At 33.5% G+C, this 22981-nt stretch carries 17 protein-coding genes and 2 pseudogenes; 7 read left to right on the top strand and 12 right to left on the bottom strand.

Features of this window, described 5'->3' with window-relative positions:
- Nucleotides 1–120: 120 nt before the first annotated feature.
- Nucleotides 121–510, bottom strand: a pseudogene (locus D0817_RS20055) (DUF932 domain-containing protein); the annotation flags it as partial.
- Between the two features lie 30 nt (nt 511–540).
- A complete protein-coding gene (locus tag D0817_RS20060) occupies nt 541–927 on the bottom strand; it encodes a single-stranded DNA-binding protein (RefSeq protein ID WP_127340148.1) in 387 nt (128 codons plus the stop codon).
- A gap of 532 nt (nt 928–1459) precedes the next feature.
- Between D0817_RS20060 and D0817_RS26535 the strand changes: the two are divergent.
- Nucleotides 1460–1663, top strand: a pseudogene (locus D0817_RS26535) (IS3 family transposase); the annotation flags it as partial.
- A gap of 78 nt (nt 1664–1741) precedes the next feature.
- On the opposite strand, the gene D0817_RS20070 reads toward D0817_RS26535, so the two are convergent.
- The 7 genes from D0817_RS20070 to D0817_RS20100 all read right to left on the bottom strand — a co-directional run bounded on the left by D0817_RS20070 (nt 1742) and on the right by D0817_RS20100 (nt 10792).
- Entirely contained in the window at nt 1742–2407 is a 666-nt protein-coding gene (locus D0817_RS20070; protein ID WP_127340150.1) for a hypothetical protein, read from the bottom strand.
- Nucleotides 2400–5423 carry an Eco57I restriction-modification methylase domain-containing protein gene (locus D0817_RS20075; protein WP_127340151.1) on the bottom strand — a complete coding sequence of 1008 codons (3024 nt, stop codon included), beginning with the start codon at nt 5421–5423 and terminating at the stop codon, nt 2400–2402. Before D0817_RS20075 ends, D0817_RS20070 begins: the two co-directional genes overlap by 8 nt.
- Nucleotides 5420–5656 (bottom strand): helix-turn-helix transcriptional regulator, encoded by a 237-nt coding sequence (locus D0817_RS20080; RefSeq protein ID WP_127340152.1) that lies wholly within the window; start codon nt 5654–5656, stop codon nt 5420–5422. The genes D0817_RS20075 and D0817_RS20080 overlap by 4 nt, the downstream gene beginning before the upstream one ends.
- A 455-nt stretch (nt 5657–6111) precedes the next feature.
- Nucleotides 6112–7080 carry a PDDEXK nuclease domain-containing protein gene (locus D0817_RS20085; RefSeq protein WP_238160914.1) on the bottom strand — a complete coding sequence of 323 codons (969 nt, stop codon included), beginning with the start codon at nt 7078–7080 and terminating at the stop codon, nt 6112–6114.
- Nucleotides 7081–7110: 30 nt separating this feature from the next.
- Nucleotides 7111–9093, bottom strand: coding sequence for a conjugal transfer protein MobC (gene mobC, locus D0817_RS20090; protein WP_127340252.1), 1983 nt, complete (start codon nt 9091–9093; stop codon nt 7111–7113).
- 17 nt (nt 9094–9110) lie between these two features.
- Nucleotides 9111–10415: a relaxase/mobilization nuclease domain-containing protein gene (locus D0817_RS20095; RefSeq protein WP_127340153.1), complete on the bottom strand. Its 1305-nt coding sequence runs from the start codon at nt 10413–10415 to the stop codon at nt 9111–9113.
- A complete protein-coding gene (locus D0817_RS20100) occupies nt 10400–10792 on the bottom strand; it encodes a plasmid mobilization protein (protein WP_127340154.1) in 393 nt (130 codons plus the stop codon). The genes D0817_RS20095 and D0817_RS20100 overlap by 16 nt, the downstream gene beginning before the upstream one ends.
- A 638-nt stretch (nt 10793–11430) precedes the next feature.
- Here D0817_RS20100 and D0817_RS20105 point away from each other — a divergent pair.
- The 4 genes from D0817_RS20105 (at nt 11431) to D0817_RS20120 (ending at nt 13933) form a co-directional block, all read left to right on the top strand.
- On the top strand, nt 11431–11721 hold the full coding sequence (locus tag D0817_RS20105) for a hypothetical protein (RefSeq protein ID WP_306462224.1): 291 nt from the start codon (nt 11431–11433) through the stop codon (nt 11719–11721).
- 304 nt (nt 11722–12025) lie between these two features.
- On the top strand, nt 12026–12484 hold the full coding sequence (locus D0817_RS20110) for a MauE/DoxX family redox-associated membrane protein (protein WP_127340155.1): 459 nt from the start codon (nt 12026–12028) through the stop codon (nt 12482–12484).
- Nucleotides 12477–13556: a hypothetical protein gene (locus D0817_RS20115; RefSeq protein WP_127340156.1), complete on the top strand. Its 1080-nt coding sequence runs from the start codon at nt 12477–12479 to the stop codon at nt 13554–13556. The genes D0817_RS20110 and D0817_RS20115 overlap by 8 nt, the downstream gene beginning before the upstream one ends.
- A gap of 98 nt (nt 13557–13654) precedes the next feature.
- Nucleotides 13655–13933, top strand: a complete 279-nt coding sequence (locus D0817_RS20120) for a DUF6520 family protein (RefSeq protein ID WP_089480674.1) — start codon at nt 13655–13657, stop codon at nt 13931–13933.
- A gap of 92 nt (nt 13934–14025) precedes the next feature.
- Here the strand turns inward: D0817_RS20120 and D0817_RS20125 are convergent, their stop codons facing one another.
- From D0817_RS20125 to D0817_RS20135, 3 genes are read right to left on the bottom strand one after another with little or no spacing between them, the layout of a single operon-like run.
- Nucleotides 14026–16656: an alpha/beta hydrolase family protein gene (locus D0817_RS20125; protein WP_127340157.1), complete on the bottom strand. Its 2631-nt coding sequence runs from the start codon at nt 16654–16656 to the stop codon at nt 14026–14028.
- Complete coding sequence (locus D0817_RS20130) at nt 16656–18086, bottom strand: RagB/SusD family nutrient uptake outer membrane protein (protein WP_127340158.1); 1431 nt, start codon at nt 18084–18086, stop codon at nt 16656–16658. The genes D0817_RS20125 and D0817_RS20130 overlap by 1 nt, the downstream gene beginning before the upstream one ends.
- 16 nt (nt 18087–18102) lie before the next feature.
- Nucleotides 18103–21126 carry a SusC/RagA family TonB-linked outer membrane protein gene (locus D0817_RS20135; RefSeq protein ID WP_127340159.1) on the bottom strand — a complete coding sequence of 1008 codons (3024 nt, stop codon included), beginning with the start codon at nt 21124–21126 and terminating at the stop codon, nt 18103–18105.
- Nucleotides 21127–21643: 517 nt separating this feature from the next.
- Between D0817_RS20135 and D0817_RS20140 the strand changes: the two genes are divergently transcribed.
- A complete protein-coding gene (locus D0817_RS20140) occupies nt 21644–21886 on the top strand; it encodes a helix-turn-helix domain-containing protein (protein WP_127340160.1) in 243 nt (80 codons plus the stop codon).
- 283 nt (nt 21887–22169) lie between these two features.
- Nucleotides 22170–22976: a hypothetical protein gene (locus tag D0817_RS20145; protein ID WP_127340161.1), complete on the top strand. Its 807-nt coding sequence runs from the start codon at nt 22170–22172 to the stop codon at nt 22974–22976.
- The last annotated feature ends 5 nt before the right edge of the window (nt 22977–22981 follow it).

Consider the following 22981-nt stretch of genomic DNA (forward strand, 5'->3'; position numbering starts at 1 on the left):
AAAATCTTTTAGAATGGCTCAAGAATTTTAAATAAGATATAATGTAAAGTAGAATGTCTTAATTATCACAAAAGTAATGGTTAGTCATATTCTACTTTACATTATTCTTTACTTTCCATAACCTTTTCCGAGTGCCCCTGCGGTTTCGTATAGGATTCCGTCACCGCATACAATACTGTCAAAAAAAGAAAAGGCGTCCCTATTTTGTACAATCTGGTAATCTTTGCCTACCACACCGAGTACGGCATCATTATCGGTTCGCACCGTACTATAGTAATTTGGTACTTCTATTTTATTGTGAATGATATCATTATCTAAAATAATTTCGAAAGAACTGGCTGTAAACAGTTCGCGTTTTTCTACCTCATAATCCAAACCTGCTTGGGTAATTGCCTCGGCGCTTGTTGGGTAATCGTTAATAATCTGCCCCAAATTGTGCCATGCTTTTTCCTTAGTGCTGAAAAAACTGTGTTTTCCTGTCTGCTCGTTGTAATTTATATTGTGTGCCATGATGCTAAATTTTAAATGATTACTCTATTATTAAAAAGGTACGTCTGCTGTTTTTTTTGATTTCTTTTCCTTTACTGCTGAATTGGCTGTAACGGTTTGTTCTTTTTTAGGAAAAACCAAAATTTTAATATTGTTGGTATGAAAGGTCAAAGTGCCTACTGCTACACCTTCGCTGTTATTGTAAACATTCATGCCTATACGCCCAAAGAGCTGTACGAGTGTTCCTTTTTTAAGCCACTGCGCTGTTTTAGTATTTAACCAATAAGAGCAATTGATATAGGTTGTTACTTCCTTTACTTCGGTACTGCCCTTAGATTTGTAATTGTCATTGATGGCAATACTGAAATTGACCACTTGTTTTTCATTGTTCACTTTTTGAACTGATGCATCTGCTGTTACTCGTCCTGTGATTTCCATAATTTTAATTTTTAAGGATTACTATTCTTTACTTTCTCTCTAATCCTGCTCCCACAAAAATTGTTTTCAAAACGAAAAAACGGGAAAAAAGAAAGCAAGATGTAAGTGGCTTAAGGATGGGTAAGTGCTATAAGTCCCGAAGGGTGGCAAGGGGAGCGCAGCCATTATGCGCACGGAACATGCTTAAGTCACTATCTTAGCTGCCCTTTTAGTCCGTTTCGAGTGAAAGCTTAAGTAAATTTTTTTTCAAATAGTTGAGTATATCTCATCTAAAAAAAAGATGAAACTCAAATTCAAATCGAGGATTATAGAAAATAATTTAACGGAAAATAAAAAAACTTAGATAATGACATGCCCAGTATCCCATTATCTTTATTAATTATGCGAGATAATTATTCAATTCATTAAAATTTATTTATTGAATACACGTTAACTAAGCGCCAAATTATTTGTGAATTTATGTGATTTATATTTTTTAAATTCACATATGCAGAATCTGAGACTTCATAAATAAAAAAACACCAAAACTTACGACCGAAATTTCAAAGTGAAAGCAGTCCTAGGGTATGAGAAAGGTCAGGCAAGGGCTGCAAGGGAGCTCGGTATAGTACCGTCGCTTATGACTAAATGGAGACAGGAGTTTCTTGAATTTGGAGTAGCAGGTTTCTGTGGACGTGGTTCCGCAAAATTAAGCGCAGAAAAAAAAAAGCTTTTCCGAACTAAAAAGAAAACTTAAAAATAGATTTAAAGAATCAGATGGTAAAAATGTCAATTTACAAAGATTCTAAAACCAGTTTTTTTAAGGAGGGCATTTTTAATTTAATATATTATCTTTAAAGTTAAATATCAAATGATACAATTTTAAAATATTGTTGTCATTGTCAATATGTTGTGAGTGGTAATGATAATCGAAATTTTCAACAAAACTATCTTTTGTGATTTCCTTTTGAACCCTTGAATTAGTAAATGATGTTGTCATCAATATATTCAGCATTTTAATGTTTTCTTGTATGTTCATATCGTCAACCACAAAAGCTATCATTCCATTTACCCTATAATAAGATTTATAGTAATTAGTAGTATATCGGTATATACCATTTTTTATATACTCTGCATTTAGCCCTGTGGTACCACTGATATTTATATTATTTAATCTTTTGCATTCAATTATATAATATGCTTCCTGCACTTCAAAAGTATTTTTTGAAATAATTTTAATATCAGTTCTTCCTATTGATGAATCTTCTGGCACTTCTCTTTCAAAATGGTAATCTAATAAATCAATATCACGTCTTAAAGTATCATTTTTAAGATAATTAAGTAATAAATAATCCCTGATTGCATTCTCATTATTGGATAAAGTGAAGGTATCTTTTGCCATCATTTGATAGCAAATAACTATTTTTGAAAGAATTCTTTCAAACTCATATTCATAAAAAAATGAGCTTTCACTGTATCCAGATGCATCTAAACTAAACATTTACAATACTTTTTTTACCAGTAGTTAATATTGCATTTACAAATTCCTGTAGGTCTAAATGAGCAATAGCTTCATGCCATAATTTTTGCTCATTTGGTTTTATAATATAAAAACCGTTCTCTTCAAAACCTCTAATATCTTTTTGAATAAATAGCTTATCAGTTATTTTTTCAATACTTAATGAAGAGGCAATTTGGATAAATTCATTTGCTGCTGCATTTGTCCATGTTATTTGTGAAATATCTTTATCTGCTTCAACTAATCTAAAAAATACGCCAACAATTTGTGTTGAATGTTTTATCTCACAGATTAATTTTAATCCACGTTTTTTATGAATAGGATTAAATCTATTTAAAAACAGTTCAACATAACTTATAATTTCTTTACTTTCAAATAGTAATGCGCTAAAGATTTTCTCATAGCCTTTGTGCCTCATAATATGTGGAATGGTAATATCCATAGCATAAGATATTACACTTCTTTCAACTTTCGATGGAATTAAATAATCGATAATGAGATTATTAAGTTGAGATTTTAATTGGCAAATTCGTTCTATAATCTCTTGATCAATTAATATTAAAGATCGAATTTTTTCTTTTTCGTTTTCAATTTCGGTAACAATATCATTTAATAAAGGTATATCTAAAAAAGGAAATGAAAACATACCTTCGTTAAACCCCTGTTCCCTCTCAATTCCAGTAGAACTACCTGTATGAAGAACGAAATATGAAAATAAATCAGAACTTAATAATCCATTAATTATTTTCAAATATTTAATATCTTCATCTTTAAAAACTTTAACAGAAGTGAGCGAGTCTTTGAAAACAACATTTATCAAAGAAATAGCAGCTATTTTATGAAAAGAATTTGACAGCCCTTTCCTAATCAAAAGCATTGGTGCCTTATAGAGATCCTTATTTCTAACCCTGTGCGCAAATTTATTAGTCCATTTAGTCTGGTAATCTGAAGCAATAGAAAATTCGTTAATATCGCGTGAATGAACGAATGGCATTCCAATCAATTCATTAACTGGATTTTCATCTGCTCCATTTTGGATACCCTGACCTTTTACAAAAGATTTTTCTTCTATAAAACTTTCTAAACTGGAATATGTTTCATTTATTCTATTTAATAGATTAAAATCATTATAATTCCCGTAGACTAAAACTTTCCATAAATAGTCATAATCTTTTAATTGTTTTTGAATAACTTTTTTATAATCATTTCTTTGAATTGTAAAAACTTTAAACAATGAAAAGAATCGGTTAGCTTTTAATGTAATATGCTCTACAATATTCTGCTCTGTATCTTTATCATTTGCATATTTATAAAAAATCACAACTGCAGGTCCTTCCGATGAATCACTAATTACTTTTTCAAATACTTCTTTTCGTACCGGTGCCAACTCAAATACTTTATTTATGAAATAATTTTCCAACAGGTACTGGCGATAATTTTTACCATTAGTATTGTACAGGACCTTGCTCGTAACAATTAGTGCACATTGTGTATTATCATCACAAAAGTCACTGGCTCTAAAAGTAAACGCCTGTGCTATTTCATTGTTGCTTATTGCTATCTCTGCTTTGTTTTGCCCTATTTTAAATTTTTCGTTTCTTTTTCTTTTAGCTATGTATTCAATAAATTTTGGCTTTTCTTCAACTCCTTTCCCTCGCTTCCACGGTGGATTTCCAACAATAAAATCAAATCTTAAATTTTTAAATTTAGAATTAAAAGTAGCATCAGTATCAAAAAAATCTGAAACAAAAAAGTTTTGATTTAATAGCTCTGGAAAATGAAAAGTTTCAATATCGGAAGGCATTTGATAATCAAGTAATGTCAAATAGATTGAGAAAATAGCTACCTCAATTGCACTTTTGTCCTTGTCAATTCCATAAATATTATTCAATGTAAGTTCTTTTAAAGTCTCTTTATAAAGATCTATATCAGAAGCATATTCAGGATTAAAATCTTGATATCTTTCAATTATTTTTCTTAAAGATTCAACCAGAAAAATGCCAGAACCACATGCAGGGTCGAGAACTCTACAAAAGCTTATCTGAGTATCTTTTAGAAATTTTTTATCTATCGTGCTCGTTAAAATATAATCTACCAAAAATAAAGGAGTATAATATGCCCCTTCGATCTCTTGTTTTTTTTGGCCAATAAATAATTCGTAGACATTACTTATGAATTCAACAGGAATAATTGAAAAATTATATAAATTAAATAAGGATATCTGTCCCGTGGAAAGTTTATTACCTTGTAAAAGATTAATTAATATATTAAAACATTCATCTGGGATTATATTAATTTTTTCATTTTCAATAGGAAATAAATCACCATTGAATTTTTCTTTTAAATATTCAAAAAAAGCCTGAACCCTTGCCTTATCTATTAATAATGAGCAAAGGTCATCATTATCCCAATGGCGTGAATTATTTTCAAAATTAAGTTTTACTTTCCTGTCTATTAAATATCTAATAAAAATAATCTTTCCAATAAGCGAGTTAGCTAAATCAACATCTAATTTATTTGTAATTAAAAGTTCTCTAGCGTCCTTAATATTGTTTAGCAAATGATAGTCAACTCGATTACTATATTTTAAATCGGTCTGATATTTAATCCAAGTATTTCCTGTAACTAATTCAAAATAACTAAAATCATTTAAATTTTCTTCTTTACCAAATAACTGAAGTGCATCTTTATCAGTTTCAAAATTAAATCCGTTATAAATTTCAACCGAATCATTCTCCAGAATTATAATAACTGGCGACTCATTGAAATTCCATATTTGTTTCAGTTTTTCTGATTTATTCAGTACATTTTCGAAAAACAAGATAAAGGGCTTATTATCAATGGAAAAAAATGCATCGGGTTTAATAACGTCATTAATTAGTCTTTCAACCCGATTCGAGAACATATTAGCCCATTTATTCTCAGAAGTAATAAATAAGCCGTTCTCTTCAGTAAGATTAAGTTTTTCAAATATTTGTTGCAAGTGAGTCATAATCATTTATCTATAGATTTAACTATTGTAACAGTATTTGTGGAAGCTATAAGCTCGCGGACATCAATATTAAGCGCTTTGGCTATTTCTATTAATGTTTCAAGTGCTGGTTGATTTTCATTTGTACACCATCTTGAAACTGTAGTGACGTTTTTACCCAGTATTTCAGCGAGCCATTTATTGGTTTTGTTTTCTTCAGCCAATACAGCTTTGATCCTATTAAGAGGCTTTATTTTCATATTAATCTGCAAATTACGTTAATTTTTTAAGCTGGAATTACTTCTGTCAAAATTTATTTTCACTCGTTGTTAACTTAAAGATTTTCATATGTTTAGTTCATATATAAATTTTCATTTTATGTCTAAGCAGATTAATCTCACGCTCCTGTGGGTAAGGCGTGTGGTGGGTAATACTCGCATAGTAATGTAGCTACAGGATAAAATTAGTGTAGATTGTAATAAAATATTAAACTTACAATGTCCTAAATCATAACAAATTGTATAAAACCCATATTCTAAAGGAATGACGGGATTCAAAAAATAGATTTCAAAGAAAAAACTTATCAAATATTTTCATTCGTTTCTTACTTTTAAATATGATTTTTTTTTATGCTGGATAATTTAAGTTTCAATTTCAAATTGTTTTTACACTTTAATTGCAAGGTGTATAAAAAATCGTTTATCAGAGTACTTTTTCAGTGAATATAGGCTTGCAATTTTTGTTTCAATAAATGTTTATCAGGCAACTGTACTTTGTATTCGGCAACCATTGTTGGAGAAAGACTTCTATTCAAAGCGTATTCTACAACGGCATGATCCTGATCTTTGCATAATAATATGCCTATGCTTGGATTTTCATTTTTCTTTTTTACATCCCGGTCTAATGCTTCGAGATAAAAATTTAACTGCCCCAGATGTTCGGGTTTAAACTTATCTGATTTTAATTCAAATGCTACCAAACATTGTAATCCTCTATGATAAAAAACCAGATCAATATAAAAATCACTATGCCCGACCTGTACTTGATACTCTTCCCCTATAAATAAAAAATCTTTACCTAATTCAAGTATAAAATTTTTCATCTGATTGATCAAACCTTTTTGCAAGTCACTCTCGTTATAGGTGTCTGAAAGGTTTAAAAAATCAAATATGTAGCTGTCCTTAAATGTGTTTGTGATATTGGGATGTAATTCTCTCATCACTGATGAGACTTTTGTGTTTCCTATAATAGTTCTTTCAAAAACACCACTATTTATCTGTCTCTCCAATTCCCTTGAACTAAATTTCTCCTGCCTTGAAAGGCGCAAATAAAATTCCTGTTCTTCGATAGACTTGGTCCTGGATAAAATAATGAGATTGTTGGTCCAACTAATTTCTCTCAGCAGTGCTGAGAGTTTTGGAAAAGCTTTATATGTCTCATAAAACTGCTTCATTCTCCAAAGATTCTTATCTGAAAAGCCTTTTAAATCAGGCTCAGTTATTTGCAAAAAAACTGCCAGTTCTTGTACCACTGATTTTCCCCACTGTGCCGTTTCTATCCGATTATGGATATACTGACCAATATTCCAATACAGATTAATCATTTCAGTGTTAACTGTTGTAATAGCTTTTGATCTGGATTGTTTTATTAATTGGATTATATCGGTAAATTGCTCTTGTATCATTGTTTCTATATTTAATTTTTCATTTGTTATTTACTTCTTAATTACTAAATGGCTTAGTTCAATATCATTTAGTAGTCTTTCCTTTTCTGCATAAATAATGTCCTTGATGTCCTTTTTTATCTGCAGATAATTCCGCTGTACCATTGCATTATCAACTTTGCGAATAATAGGAATATCGACATATTGATCCTGTTCTTTTTTTAATGCTTCATGGTCATTTATTATTTCAGAATGAAATGTTTTGAGTTCAATTTTACAATCAGGATCATCCGCTACCATACCCACGAATTCACCGGAACTTAGTCCGGAAATTTTGGATGGAGGCACTGCCGATTCCAATTGTTTGGACCGGCTTATAGAAGTATCTCCGCTATTAATGGAAAGGCTTTCCCTGTCCTGCATAATTTTTCCAAAACGCTCTGACAATTGTTTGGCAGTATCACCTGTAACCTGCCCACTGACTATGTTTCCAACAATATTCATAATTACGTCCGCCTGTTCTCGTCCATAATCTTTACGCAGCTGGCTAAAGTCCTGAATACCCAAACAAGTTGCTACTTTATTGCTCCGAGCTGTAGCAATTAAGCTGTCCATATTGTTGAGGTAAATAGTTGGAAATTCATCGAATATCAGACTGCTTTTATGTTTGTTTTTTTGGTTCACCAGCTTTACCAATCGGTTTACGTAAAGTGACAATACAGCTCCATATATTTGGATTTTCTGCGGATTATTGCCCATACATACGATCTTAGGATCGTCCGGATTATTGATGTCCAATGTGAAGTCACTACCCGACAAAACATAATACAATTGTGGAGAGGAAAGCCGTGCCATGGCAATTTTTGCAGAAGCAATTTGCCCCTCTAATTGGTCCATAACATTATTTAAGTAGGCATTCACAAAGGGATTAATAAGTACTTCGATTTCTTTTTCGGTTCTAAGCAGCGTAAAGAGACTATCGTAATCTTCCTGCATGAGTTCAATTACATGGGGAAGTGTGCAGAATTCTCCGTCTTTGTATTTTCGTAAATACCATATTATGGCGGAAAGAAAATTAATCGGTGACTCTACAAAAAAATCACCCTGTCTTTTGATCCATTCCCTGTTGAGTCCCAACAAAATGGTACGTGCCGATTCTGAGGCATCCGTAATGTCACTCATACCTGAAGGCTCTAACGGATTACACCGATTAGTCCGAGTTAAATCATCAAAATTAATGACATAAAACTGTGGCAATTTCGGATAGTGATGTTTGTATTTAAGCCAAGTATTATAAACAATTTTGGTTAGGTCATCAAACTTGAAGTCATAGACAAACATGGTGAATTGTTTACGGATGTGCTGGGTAATGACATGGCGTATGACGAAATAAGATTTCCCAGATCCTGGTGTGCCGGAAACCAGCAATCCCCGAAAGGGATTAATAATGTTTATCCAGCTGTCCCTTATCTTATCCTTTAAATGATAACGGGCCGGAAGGTTGATGGAATATTCATTATCCAAGAATCTTTCTTCCTGGGGGAAAGTTTCATTTTCGTTATTAAAAATATCCTTGCTGTTCAGCCTGTTTTTTATAATACGAGACAATAGCGTACCTCCGGAAAGCATCAGAAGAAAGCCACTGGAAGTTATGGTCATATAGGCAATTGCTGCCAACATTAATTCTATTTTCAAGTATAGTGAAAGACAACTTATAAAGTAAATCAGAATCCCCGTAATGATGTAAGCAAAAGCTGTTTTATAACTCAGTTTTTCATCTTTTCTCCCTTTTGCTCCAATTAGTGAGATTATTAAAAATCCCAAAGCAAAGAGTTTGGATTTATGAAAATTACTGAATAATCCTGTGTGGTAAATATTGCTCATAATTTTATCGCTAAATCCGCTGACCAGATGCCACTCTCGAAAGGCAGCATAGCAGTAATAATAAAAATGGATTACTAAAATAATGATGCTGATAAGTCTTGTCATATCTAAGATCTTTCTTAGTGCCTGTTCGTTTTCTCCTGTCTGCATAGCCATGATTTCATGTTTTATCGATTATTAGACTGTCCTCTTCTTTTTTTCTTTTTGTTTCTCAACTCATATGGAAGGTAATTAGCTGTCTGTTCAGATTGAGTGAGCATCTCTGCTAATTGCCCCATTATTGTGCTGGACCCTACATATTTGTTATTTCTAAAATCATCACCAAACAGTGCTGCAACTATTTCCGATTTCGGTGTTTCAAATGTGATTTCGTGTAATTTTTCACTAACCGAATTTGTCATTTTTTGTTCGGCCGGATTAATGAATGTACAGCATTCCTGTATTGCCTTAGCACTGTATTGTTTACCAAGTGTACTGCCATTAAAAACACATTTTGTGGTATGATCTACATAGGTAATCCCATAAATTAATCCTTCTGCGTTTTTTCTAAAAACAGTATTGATTCCATCTTTTTGCAGTACTTGAACTAGTTCTGCGAGCGATATTTGAGTTTTAAAGAATGCCATATCAATGGCATTTTTTACCCTTCTTATATTTGAGACTTCATTTGTTTTATTAGACGCAAATTTTTCTTCTAAAAATTTCAGTGTTGGCTTGTTGTAAAACAGACTGGCTTTTATGGGGACTCCGATAGGTTTACCGTCATCATCAAGTATCCTGTACATTAATCCTTTTGCTTTAAACATTTTTGAATCTTCATTGCCTCGGTCAGCTAAAACATTGTATTGTTTAAGCACAGCATTGAGTTCTGGAAAGCTGGCGTATTTATACGATGAAAGCACCTGATTGAGTACATTTGTAATAGCCTTTTTCGATTCGCTTCGCCCGTATTTAATCTTTTGTGAGATGATTGGCTTAAGCGTAAAATCAGTACTGTTTTTATTCCCTTGCGCCTTAATAAGTCCAAAGCGTTCTTCGATTTCTTTTCTTGCCGGTTCAGATCGGTTTTTACCAATATTTTGCATGTCAATTCGTTTACCATCCCTTTGAACATTTATGGAGACCAGATGGATGTGCGGATGTCCGGAATCGTTGTGCTGATATACCAAATAAGGCTGCTCGCCAAATCCGATTTTTTCCATATAAGTATCCGCGATAGCCATTAATTTTTCCTTGGAATAATTTTCTGAAGGATCAAAGTTGATCGAAATATGTACACTGTTTCGTTTTACATTTTCATTTAGTTCCAGCTGTTTTAGAAAACGGTTCAGTTTTACTGTGAGTCCCATTTTATCGGCATCAATCGGATAATTTCCGGCACCTATACACTTCGCCACATTTTCTTTTACTTTGTTTTCATTGTAATAGAAAACCTTGTGTATAGAGTATCCTGTTTTTATGATCGCAACCATCTTTCCGAAATTTTCTGGATATAATTTTTGATTTCATCAATCTTATCAAAAAGGATTTTTTTATCCAGTTCAGCACTTATAATCCATACTTTAAATTCCGGAATTTGATTTAGAGTATGTAGTTTTTTTACTGCCTGATTGAAGTTGTTTCCAATGCCATTTAATTGCTTGAATAACTGCATCATTTCATGGATCATATCATCTAAAGACTGATTCCTGTAAATGGTGTTTATAGATTTCTCAAATAAGTGCCTGCGAATATAATCACTCAGCTTGCGGCAAGTACTAGCTTTCCATTTTTTCTCAATTTTCGAATACTCTTCGGGTGTAAAGCGTAACCCAACTATACGTGTTCTGTTTGAATTTTCTCTTTTCATTTTCTCTCTTTTTCATTGTTATCAAACCTTAATTTATCCTTTCAGTATCACTGCTCACGAGTTCCGAGTGTAGAGCAGCAAGAAGGCTGTTGTTTAACAACAGGACATCTTGCCGATTGCAGGAACGTTGCAATTCCCCTGATACTTCAAATTTTTCTTAGACATTGCAGTATTTCTAAAATGTTTCCAACTCCGTTTTACCATTTATTACCTTTTTTACATTACGAGATGTATTAACTGTATTATTATGGAAGTGAATACACTATTTATAAAGGCATTAACATTTCAGTATTTTTTATAAAATCTAATTCTCTTTTATTTTTAGAACTCAAGGAAAGTGCACACTGCATATAATTAGGAACTACTGTAACCTGGGTAATTGTAATGCCAATTTATGCTCTGTATTTTAGATTGAAAAATGTGCTCTTTCAAAGCAGTAAACCCATTTTAAAAAGCAAAATCCTGACTGTTTTAAGGAAGGTTTTTGGCTGGTCATTTTTAACTTTATTTTTATTTCAGAGACAAAATTAGGCAAGCGAAATGGATTTTGCCTATGATGGACATATTATGTCCATGACACTTTAGAACTCCATCCATACCTTTGTATCAATAAATTATTAATTAAAAACGTGAAGATTATGACAACAAATGATGTGGCCAAGGTTTTTGATACTGTGCTTAGTATCCCTGGTATGAATGATGTAGTGAAGATTGATTTGAAAATTTCACGAAAAAATGTATTGTTATTAAACCATGTTATTGAACGTGGATTATCTTCGAAGGATAATGATAAACCATCAATTCTTCTGACTAGCATTGCAGAAGAAAACTTTCAGGAATTAAAACTCTTTGGAGAGGAATGTTTACAAAAAGCAGGACTGATAGAACTCAGTGAAAAACTAAGTGTACTTGGTGATGCCATAAAGTAGCAACAATTAAAATCAACAAATTAGCGGATGCCATTAGAAAAATAATTTCTGATGGCATCTTTTTTATTGTAAAGGGAACCCTATTGCATTTTTTAACTACGATTGAATGTTATTGAAAAATCTTGGCAGGTTTTTGATAATAGTTTATAGCAGCAAGTGATTTAATTTTGTCTATGTCATTGTAAATTAAGTATTTATTTCAAGTCGTTAGTTTATGTGTTGAAATTTATTTATTCTATGACAGATGTAGATTTTTAAATAAACCTTATAAAGAATTACTTCTTTAAATTAATTTCTAATTCGAGTGAAATCAAATATAAACCTCAAGACGCTCATACTGGACATAATTTGTTTAGTATTTGCACTCCTTTTTATGTATGCTGCTGCCAGTAAACTATTCGATTTTGAAAATTTTAAAATACAATTAGGACAGTCTCCATTATTGAGCGCTTTTGCAAACTGGATTTCTATCACTGTGCCTGTTTCAGAACTTATTATAGCGGTCGTATTATTTATTAGAAATTATAGACTTATAGGACTTTGTGCTGCTTACATGCTTATGATAATGTTTACAGTTTACATCTATATTATTTTGAATTTTAGTGCTTTTGTGCCGTGTTCCTGTGGTGGGATATTGGAAAAAATGACTTGGAGAGAACATCTGATTTTCAATATCTGCTTTGTCCTATTAGCCATAATAGGTATCATACTGGCACCGAAACATAAGATATCAATAACCGACAAATCTGGAAATCATGAATAACAAATTAAAGATTATCATATTATTTGTCTGCACTGTTTTTAGCGCTGGTGTTGTGATTCTATTTTTTAATCTGTCAGAGCATATGATTCATTATGAAAATAAATTTATTCGACGATTTCCACAGCATGTTGCCCAGGAGATACATCAGGCAGATTTAACTTATAATTCCTATTATTTTGCAGGAAGCGGTAACGGTAAAATATACCTTGGTAATTACACTGCACCATTGCAGATAATGGAGCTTGATTCCACATTAAAAATTAGAAAAATTCAGCATCTAGAATTAAAGGAGCAACACCTCGCTTTTCGTTCTCCTCAAATAAGAGTGAAAGATCATAATTTTTATGTTTTTGAGGGAATCGTTCCTTATATATTTAAAGGGAATACGGCTAATTGGAAAGCTTATTTAAGAATAAACAGCGGTTATTACTTTTCGCACTTAGAACCGATGGATTCCGTGAACATGGCTATTCGATATATGAAACCAAAAAAAGGAGAAAGCCTTATGGGGACCTTAAATTTATCTGATACCACAAAGGTAAAGTTTGCGCCATTATTATTGCAAAAACAGTTTGATGGCATATTTGATACAGATGGGAGTTTTCATTTCAATAAGCAGCTTAATAAAATAGTGTATGTGTACCTGTACCGGAACCAGTTCATAGTTTTTAATCCGGATCTTACTTTAGATTACAGAGGAAATACTATTGATACTGTAAGCCGCGCTCAAATTAAATTAGTAAAGCTTAAAAACAGTACCATGAAAACCTTTTCTAAACCGCCACTAATAGTTAATAAATTAATTACTATGGAAGGGAATCTATTGTATGTCAACTCCGCTTTGCCGGGGTTGTATGAGTCAGAAGATATTTGGAAGACAGCGAGTATTATAGATGTATATGACCTCACAAATAAAACATATCGATCAAGTTTTCCAATTTACAATATAGGAGACAAAAAAATAAGAAGTATGTATGTGCTGCATGGTCTCCTGTATGCACTGATTGGCGAAAAAATAGTATGTTATAAACTGAGGGGACATCTTACACAAAGCAGTCCTGTAAGTAAATGAAAAAAGATCAGCAATGATTAAAATATATCGCGCGATGTCAGGGGTAAGATCGAAAACCTGTAAAAAAGAGTAGGTCATAATGATTAAATATTTTTATTATGAAAAGAAATTTTTTAAAAAGAATCATGATGCCGGCGGCGGTTGTGGTTCTAGGTGTGGGTGGTGCTTTTGCAACTACCTCAATGAGCAGTACAAAAGCACTTGCAAATGTACAGGGCTATAGATATGTATCACAAGCAGATCCGTGTCATGCCGAACAGCAATGTAGTAATACTTTTAATGCTAACATTTGTACTTCTGGAGGTGCCCAATTATTTGGTAAAGCCAATCCAAATGTCAATGTTTGTGATGTGCCTTTGTACAAAATCCCAAACTAATTATTAGTTATTCGGATTATTTTTAAAAGCAATGCAGCTCCAACTTCTGTTAGGAACTGCATTGTTCTTTTATTGACTTTTAGTGGTTTCTCTTATTTTGGCTCAAACCATTTCGGTTTTGTATCGCCTTTCAAATAATATCCAAACCATTCAGAAATTTTGAATGTTAGATCTATTTGATTTTCTTTTCTCTGTATAATATGACTTTCTTTTGGATAAAGAATCATAATATGTTCCTTTTGAAGTCGTCTAAGCGCCAGATAAAATTCCATTGTCTGGGATGGATTTACTTGTGAGTCGTCAGCTCCAGTGTAGGATAATAATGGGGTCTTGACATTTGATGCAAAATGGATAGGGGAATTTTTTTGATAGCCTTCATAATTTTCAAAAAGTGTTTTTCTCATGCGTAACTGCTGATATTCATAACGCCAGCTGTTTGGGTTTTTGTATCCCCAATTTACTGATAAATAACCACTGATTAAATCTGAGACACCGGAACCGGCAACCGCAGCTGCAAAGAGATTCGTTTGAGTAATGATGAAATCAGCTTCATAAGCTCCAAAGGAATGCCCAATTAATCCGACCCTGGCTTTATCAATCGAGGCCGTTGCTATTGCACTTTTGGTAGCTGCTATTACAGAATCTGCTGCAGAATATCCCGGGTTTCCTATTTGATAAATTATGTCCGGTAACAAGACAAAATAGTCTAAACTTGTAAAATAAGTTACGTTAAACGCAGAGCCATTGAGCAGGCTTGGATTTACATAAGTATGAAGTGCTTTTGTCTGCTTTTGGTATATATTTACAATCATTGGATACTGTCTCTTGGAATCATAGTCAAAAGGATAAAATAAGACGCCTTTCATAGCCGTTCCTTTGGAATTTTTATACGTTACAAGTTCAGATTTACCCCAGCTGTAATAATTATGCTGCAGATTACTTTTATAAATAGTCTTTGGCGGATCATTGCCTCTTTTAAAAAACAATGCCGGAGGCTCATTAAAATCTTCCTGCAAATACACATAAGCATTTGATATTTTCGATTTATGAATTGAACTGGTTAATTTTGACCGGTATACTATAGGCTGTAACTGCTGATTTTTATCCAAATAAAAATATCCAGATTTGCTATTGTCAATTGCTTGTGCTTTCAATATTAAATTAGAGGTAAGATCTAAAAGTTCTCCTTTCAATACAATTTGATTTCCATTTTCTTTATCAATATCGGCCAGTCTGAAAACCTGCTGATTCTCCCTGCCGCAGGTTAGTTTTTTAGCCAGTGTTCCATTGGACTTAAATTGCCAGATGTCAAATTTATCATAGAGCAGTACGGACTGATCATTTGCATCGAATCCCGCATAACCATAAGGATCAGGTTCTCCAGATTCTTCATCGGAATCGTAATAAAAAGAAACAGCTGTGTTTGATGTTATATTTTTATGAATACCAGTTTCATAGTCATAAATCCACCAATTATGCTCTTTAAAATAAACTATATATTTACCAGAGGGGGAGAAATATAATTTGCCAAATGTGCCAGAATGCTGTTTTAAAAATTCTGTCTTTGTACCGGTTTTTAAATCTAAAAGATAATAGTCTCTGTCGGCTTCCTGTTTAAAGGAAGGTTTGTTGGTATCGGGATTATATATCAGCGCAAATTGTTGGTTTTCTCCCAATAAAGCTATTGGATGCTTATCATCGCCAATTTGCAAAAAATGGTTGTTTTCTGATTCCCAGTAAACTAGTCTTGAAATATCCTGAACATTGCCGTAACTGGATCGAAATGGAAACAACTCTTTGTCCGCGGCATTCCAAATTTGTACATCCAAGTCATTCTTAACAACATTTTCATCCGGTTTTTTTCTGATCCTAAAAAAGACACGTTTACTATCCTCTGAAATCCCAAGTGATGAAGTGTAATTAGCGTCCAGGACCTGGTCTTTTGGCCATGTTTTTTCGACAGTAGTTTCATATTCAGAAAGTTGACTCTCTTGAATTTTATAGAACAAAACCGTATCGGCAGTAAAAGGTTTTCCAGAAGTTAAACGACTCACAAAGGCAATCGATTTTCCCTTTGTTTGCCAGATTATATTTTCAAATTGTCTCTCTGTATTTTGTACTACTATAGTTTTGGAAATTTGTTTTCCAAATTTAAGCAGACCAACTGTGCTTTTATTAGATTCTGAAGTACAATAGCCAAGCATACTACTATTGGGGTTCATATTGTAGGAAGTGACATTGTGAATATTATCAATTAAATTTCCATTGACATTTCTAATTTCAATCTTCATTTTGCCTTCAATTTCTTTGCTATATAGAATCAGGTACTTTCCGTAATTTGAAAATGAAAATGCCCGTACATTCTCAATATTTTGAGTTTTTCCTGTTTTTAAATTAACCATTTGGAATATGTCATCAGAAGTCATACAGGCAAACCAATTTTCCGCTATAAATTTTCCATTGCAGCCTTTTGCAAAAGCAATGATTTCTAAATTGTTGGTATTTCTAACAAAAAGGGTATCTAGTCCCGATTCGTATGTAAGTGAATAGCTGACCCAATTGCCGTAATCTGAAACAGCCTCTGCTTTGAGCGTACTCCACAAATGAAAATCTGTCGGAGTCAGCTTCCTTGTTTTTTTAACCTGTCCGTTTACCAGACAGGTTATCAAAAACAAAATAATACTAATTCCAATTATTTTGCAGTTGGACATAATCGTATTCATCAGTATCCCGAATTTTGAGGTTTTAAATTGGGGTTGAGATTAAGTTCCACTTCCGGAATTGGGAACAAAACATCTCGGGTATCCCAACCTGATTTTGCAATAGATAAAACAGACTGAATTTTACCCACTCTTTTTAAATCAAAAAAGCGGTGTCCGAATTCGGTAAATAATTCCATCTGTCTTTCGTGCAATATTGCATCGAGGATTTCGCTTTGTGTACCGGCAAGGGTATCCCCGAGCCCTGCTTTATTTCTAATCTTGTTCAAATCTTCTTTAGCACCTATAAGTTCGCCTGCCTGTGCCCGGGCTTCTGCCCGTATCAGGTATATTTCTGCAAGACGAAAGATGATGGAATACTCTCTTGATGATTCAGTATCGGAATATTTGTATTTAAAAGGATGATACCATGTTGTTGTACCATCTGTAACTGCTTTTATCCAATGTGTTTTTCGAAGATCATTGTCGTTGAATGCTGACATAAAACTATCATTAAGGGCAGACAGAGGCGGTGGTCCGCTGGTAAAATTAAACGTAACGCTTTCCAATGTATTCCCTCTGCTGAAACCGGGAGCTAACTGCCAAATAGTGGCTGTACTTTCTTTGAGGAAAATTTTATCAAGATCGCCTTCGTTATTATAAAGTTCAGTATTGTTCAGCACAGCTGATGCCTCATTAGAAGCTTCATCCCATAATCCGGCATACAAATCTACTCTGGCCAATAATGCATGGGCAGCATATTTATTAGGCCGCACACGGTCTTCGGAAACATAATTTTCCGGTAAAAGCTGTATTGCCTGCTCTAAATCTTCTTTGGCACTAGTGTAAACCATAGTAACAGACTTCTTTTTTACGATACTATTTTGCTCATAGTCAGTAGAGGTTAGGTAAGGAACATCGCCAAATAAATTGGTAAGATAAAAATGAAGCAGGGCTCTTACAAAAAGAGCTTCGCCTTTTAGTTGTTTTTTATCGACTTCAGGTAAATGAACCGATTTATCCATACCTTCTATAACAGCATTGGCGGCATAAATTTGATTGTAACTACTATCCCACAATCCTTTTACTTCTGTATTGGAGACTATTAGGGAATTGTTGTAAAAGGCAACGGTACTATTTTGTGGATCCCCATAAAATTTGAGTTCATCGCAATAATTTCCAAGTAAATGGGACAGCCCTGAAGCGGAACCCGTAAGTACACCAGCATCTCTTATTTTTGAATAAATATCAGTCATTGCAGCATTTGCAGTTGCTTTTTCTTCAAAAATAGCATTAGCAGTAAGCTGAGATCCGGGCAGATCTACTTCTACAAAATTATCACAAGAACTTATCATGATGACAAATACGGTAAGGCATGACAGAGAAAGTATCGATTTCCAAATAGTAGGATTGGAATCCCTTGATTGTAACTTATTAATATTGAAATTTTTCATGTTTTTCATTTTTAAATTAAAAACTAAACTGAACTCCGGCAGAAAGTACTCTAAGCGGCGGTAAATATCCCGACGATTTGAACTCTGGGTCGGCTCCTTTATATTTTGTGAAAGTCAATAGATTCTGTCCTTCAAAGAACAACTTGCATTGCACGTCTTTTAGTGGTATTTCATACGAAAGGGAAATGTTTTTCAGACGTACAAAAGAAGCATCGCTGATAACACCGTCGCTTTCAAAATATTTGTAGTAAGCATCCACGGCAGTACTGTTTGTTCCATCAGTATAGATTGGGTAATCAGCAATATCTCCCAATTGCTGCCAATGGTTTAGTACTGCTTTAGGCTGATTCCCCGAAGAGCCCGGAACTCCAAAATAGATAGACTCATTATAATTGATTTGTTTTACAAACTGGAAAAGAAAATCCAGCTGCCAGTGTTTATATCTCAGCGTATTTTGCAATCCGCCATAATATTGAGGGCTGAAATCCTTTATTGTTTTTTTGTCTTCTATACCTGACAACTGCCCATCGCCATTCACATCTTCATAGGTGTAGATACCTGTTTGAGGATCAACTCCTGTAAAATGATATACTTTCTGAATACTGAGTGACTGGCCGATTATATATTGGTTGGAATAAGTAGAACTTTCAAGATCCGGAAATTGAAGCAGTTTGTTTCTGGCTATGGTGAGATTGATATTGGTACTCCAATTAAAATCATTCTTTTGGATGTTGACAGTGCGCAGTGTCAGTTCGATTCCTCTATTCTGTACGGTTGCATCAAGATTGCCTTGCAAAGTAGAAAAACCAGTGGTTCCAGGCAGTGGGATTCCCGTTAATTGGTTTGAAGAATGATTATTGTACCAAGCTGCAGTCAGAAAAACACGGTCATTAAAAAATCCTGTTTCGAGTGCAACTTCAAATTTCTTATTCGTCTCCCATCCAAAATTAGGATTGAACAATCTTGTAGGCTGAAGCCCAACAATACCGCCATAATTAATTCCTGTAGAAGCATAGGTATTAAGATACTGATAATCGCCAATTTGATCATTACCTGTGATTCCGTAACTTGCCCTTAGTTTTCCAAAGCTTAAAAATGCATTGTTTTTAAATATATTTTCTTTAGAAAATAACCATGCGCCACCTACTGCACCAAATACAGCGAATTGATTTCCGGGACCAAAACGACTTGATCCATCTCTTCTCCCGGTAAGATTAAGGATGTATTTCTCCTGCCAGTTGTAGTTTAGCCTTGCAAAAAAAGCTTGATATTTATACTCTGTTTCCTCGCTTACCATTGTGAAAATATTAGATGCTGAGGAAAGGTTATAAATAAGGCTGTTGCTTGAAAATCCTGATGCATACTGAACCAGCTGATTACTTTGCTGTGATTGGAATGTGCTTCCCAGTAGTATATTGAGTTTGCCTTGTCTAATGGTTTTATTCCAATTGAGCTGAGGTTCAATAATCCATGATTTACGATCTGCACCACTGGCAATCAGCGTTGAAAACTCCGGACCTAACCCAAAGGCGGGATTATATCTTGTTGATGGATTGGCGGTGGTTTCCGTGTTGTTAAGAGTAGTATATCCAAAACTTGATTTCAGCTGCAGGTCTTGTGTTAAGTTGTAAGACAGCATAACATTGGCAATCAAATCATTTGTTTTGGAGGAGTATTTTCCTTCTAAGTTTCTAAGTGGATTATTAAAAGTGTTGTTTTCCCAATTGAGAGTACCATCTGTATTATAAAGTGCCGGAGCGTTAGGGGATATCTTCACAGCTTCCCGCATTAAATCCAGTCGGGGTTGGTTATTATTCTGTATGGTATAACCAATGGATGTGTTGATTCTAAATTTTTTGTTTTCAGATTCATGGTTTACGTTCAAGTGCAGATTCCCTTTTTTATAATTGAAGTCCCCCGGAAAAACAGTTGTCTGTTTATTGAAATTCCCACTTAATAAAAATTGTGTCTGCTCAGAACCTCCTGAAAGTGATGTTTGAATATCAGTGATTACAGCTGTACCGCCAAGGAGTTCTTTCTGCCAGTCTGTATTTCTATTTTGATCCCATGTACCGTTTACATCGTAAGCATAATCAGGTATAGGAGAAATTCCATCGTTGGCAAATGCTTCTATTCGCATATTGAGATACTCTTGCGCATTCATTAGATCCATAAAGCGTGTTACGGTTCCAGTACCTGTTGACATTCTGGCAGCAAATTTGGTTTTTCCTGATTTGCCTTTTTTTGTGGTAACAAGTACCACACCGTTTGCGCCACGAGATCCGTAGATTGATGTTGCATCTGCGTCTTTAAGGACTTCTATGCTCTCGATTTGGTCTGGGTTTATACTATTTAGCGGGCTTGGCTGTGTGGGCAGGACAGCCGAATTTATTCCTGTGCCAATCGGGTCTGAAGAGTATGGAACTCCATCAATAATATAAAGAGGATTGTTTCCATTGGTCCGCAGGCTATTTTGTCCACGGATCTGAATATCAAATCCTCCTCCGGGAACCCCTGTAGTCTGAACAATATTGACTCCTGCCATGCGTCCCTGCATGGTCGCCAGAACATTTGTAACGGGCTGGTTCTCGATATCTTTGGAAGTTATTTTGGCAATGCTTCCCGTGCGTTCACTTTCTTTTACAGAATAATATCCCGCATTCACACGAACCTCCTTTAAAGTTGTAGTATCGTAAATCAATTGAATATCTACGGTTTTTCGCCCTTTTATTGGTACAAGGGCAGTTTTAAAACCTATAAACGAAACCAATAACGTATCGGTAGCTGAAGCGGAAATGATGTATTGACCGTTATAATCTGAAATTGCGGAGGTACCTGATTTATTTTTTACGGCAATAGTTACACCCGGAATCGGATTAATCCCATCGGTAATAGTTCCCTGAATTTGATGTTGTTGAGTAAAAGCAGTGCTGTACCGGATTGTATTTCTGGCATAAACAGATGAAAAAGAAATTAAAAGCCAGATAAAAAACAGGCAATAAAGACCTTTCCCATCCTTGTAATATGAAATATTATTCATAATATTGGATTGGTTAGTTAAACGATAGTTTGATTGGCTACGGTCCTCTACACTAGTTAGTCGCTGCAGTAGAGGGCCATTTTTTATGCATTAAGTAAACGGCTTAATGATCATGAAGGAAGATTTTTTTTAAGACACAGGCACTAATATTTTAAAAGGTTCGACTTTGAATAAGAACGAAACTTTAGATAAAAAAAGAAGCAAAACCACTAAGAATAAAAGAAAAGTTTATGACATAAAAAAAGGCATGGAACTCAGCTTATTGCCCTCAAGGTACTGGTATACCTACACGCGAATAAGTGAGCCCACGCCCTAAAGCGTGAGCATTTAAACTTATCATCTCGCGTGTTAAAATTACCAGTTTTTGAGGACGAGATTCAAAGCGAATGCTTCAAATGTTTTTACATGAAGTATCGCAAATATAATAATTAAGTCCAAATATAATAATAATTTTTAATGTAGCAATATATTACCACTGTTTTGTTGCTGGTTTTAAACAAATTGCATAAAAAAGAAAATGATTAGTGATGATGTAAAAAGAGAGTTTCTAGTTAGATTCGGTAAGAGACTTAATAAAATTCGTAAATCAAAGGGACTAAGTTATCGGAAATTAGCGACCCTTTGTGAAACTATTGATCATAGTTACATCAGTAAAATTGAAAAAGGAGAAGCGAATATTACTCTAGAAACAATATTAGAGTTACTTATTGCTTTAGGTGCAAGCCCAAGAGATTTATTTGATTTCGAAATTCAATTATAAAGATGAAAAATTTTGAAAAGATGCTTAGGCATCTTTTTTTATGCGCAATGATAACTTAAAACAGGTATTTATACTTGGTTTCTTTATATACCAAAAAACTAATTTGCGATTTTAAAATTCAATTATGGAAAACCGTAAAATAATAGGTAAATGGCTTTGTATGTTTGATAAAGTTAAATATAATGGTTTAAATCTAACCAAATTAAAACTATGCCTTTTACGATTCCAATAAATAAGTTGTGGGTAAATAAGATTCGTAGTAAAAAGAACTTTAAATATATAAATGGCTAATAATTTCATAGATCAAAAAGACAGATGGCTTCAAATTGCAAACGGTGATTTTGAATATCCTATATTATTTATTAAATGTTGGTTACCTTTTAATGCATGGTACTGTAACAACTATCCTCAATTTAAAAATCAAGATAGTGCAATTTTACGGGAAGTTAAAACTGATAATAATCTTTTTAGAACAAGATTAATTTCTTTACTCGAAAATGATGACGAGGACTCTGTTTTTTTTAGAAATCAATTGATAACACTTCATAAGCAATTAGAAAGATGTAAAGTTCCAAATATTGCAAATTCACTAAGTTTTAAATCAATAAATTTTAGAACAAATCCAAACCCAATATTCACAAAAGATTACAATAAATTTAACTTCAAAATTGAGCTCTTAGTTCCTATTCAACCACATAATATAAAAATCCGTGTAGATGTTTTAAAAAATAGAAGAGCCACAATCTATGCTTATCAGCATACAAAATATGATTTTGAGCACTTTATTAATGATCCTTCTTTTATCGCATTAAGCGAAAAAAATAAGGAAATTTTAAAAGATGGATTCAAACAAATAAATCCTAAAATAAAAGAATCCCTAATTGTTGAAAAGAAGAAAGATTCATTACAAAATATTGGAAGTGTATTTTTTAAAGACGACACAAACTTGTTATCGCAAGTAATAATAGAAATAATATATAATTTACGTTGCATTCTTTTTCATGGAGAAATCCAACCCAATAAAGACAATTTAAAAATATATGAGCCAGCATATTATATGTTAAAACTACTAATTAAATCTTTAGATTAAAATAT

Origin of the sequence: Flavobacterium cupreum, assembly GCF_003996965.1 — a bacterium.
GTDB lineage: Bacteria > Bacteroidota > Bacteroidia > Flavobacteriales > Flavobacteriaceae > Flavobacterium > Flavobacterium cupreum.

What these genes read in the sequence shown, in the direction of transcription:
- D0817_RS20060 (WP_127340148.1), bottom strand. Translation starts at nt 927, where the DNA reads ATGGAAATCACAGGACGAGTAACAGCAGATGCATCAGTTCAAAAAGTG.
- D0817_RS20070 (WP_127340150.1), bottom strand. Translation starts at nt 2,407, where the DNA reads ATGTTTAGTTTAGATGCATCTGGATACAGTGAAAGCTCATTTTTTTAT.
- D0817_RS20075 (WP_127340151.1), bottom strand. Translation starts at nt 5,423, where the DNA reads ATGATTATGACTCACTTGCAACAAATATTTGAAAAACTTAATCTTACT.
- D0817_RS20080 (WP_127340152.1), bottom strand. Translation starts at nt 5,656, where the DNA reads ATGAAAATAAAGCCTCTTAATAGGATCAAAGCTGTATTGGCTGAAGAA.
- D0817_RS20085 (WP_238160914.1), bottom strand. Translation starts at nt 7,080, where the DNA reads ATGATACAAGAGCAATTTACCGATATAATCCAATTAATAAAACAATCC.
- mobC (WP_127340252.1), bottom strand. Translation starts at nt 9,093, where the DNA reads ATGCAGACAGGAGAAAACGAACAGGCACTAAGAAAGATCTTAGATATG.
- D0817_RS20095 (WP_127340153.1), bottom strand. Translation starts at nt 10,415, where the DNA reads ATGGTTGCGATCATAAAAACAGGATACTCTATACACAAGGTTTTCTAT.
- D0817_RS20100 (WP_127340154.1), bottom strand. Translation starts at nt 10,792, where the DNA reads ATGAAAAGAGAAAATTCAAACAGAACACGTATAGTTGGGTTACGCTTT.
- D0817_RS20105 (WP_306462224.1), top strand. Translation starts at nt 11,431, where the DNA reads ATGACAACAAATGATGTGGCCAAGGTTTTTGATACTGTGCTTAGTATC.
- D0817_RS20115 (WP_127340156.1), top strand. Translation starts at nt 12,477, where the DNA reads ATGAATAACAAATTAAAGATTATCATATTATTTGTCTGCACTGTTTTT.
- D0817_RS20120 (WP_089480674.1), top strand. Translation starts at nt 13,655, where the DNA reads ATGAAAAGAAATTTTTTAAAAAGAATCATGATGCCGGCGGCGGTTGTG.
- D0817_RS20125 (WP_127340157.1), bottom strand. Translation starts at nt 16,656, where the DNA reads ATGAATACGATTATGTCCAACTGCAAAATAATTGGAATTAGTATTATT.
- D0817_RS20130 (WP_127340158.1), bottom strand. Translation starts at nt 18,086, where the DNA reads ATGAAAAATTTCAATATTAATAAGTTACAATCAAGGGATTCCAATCCT.
- D0817_RS20135 (WP_127340159.1), bottom strand. Translation starts at nt 21,126, where the DNA reads ATGAATAATATTTCATATTACAAGGATGGGAAAGGTCTTTATTGCCTG.
- D0817_RS20140 (WP_127340160.1), top strand. Translation starts at nt 21,644, where the DNA reads ATGATTAGTGATGATGTAAAAAGAGAGTTTCTAGTTAGATTCGGTAAG.
- D0817_RS20145 (WP_127340161.1), top strand. Translation starts at nt 22,170, where the DNA reads ATGGCTAATAATTTCATAGATCAAAAAGACAGATGGCTTCAAATTGCA.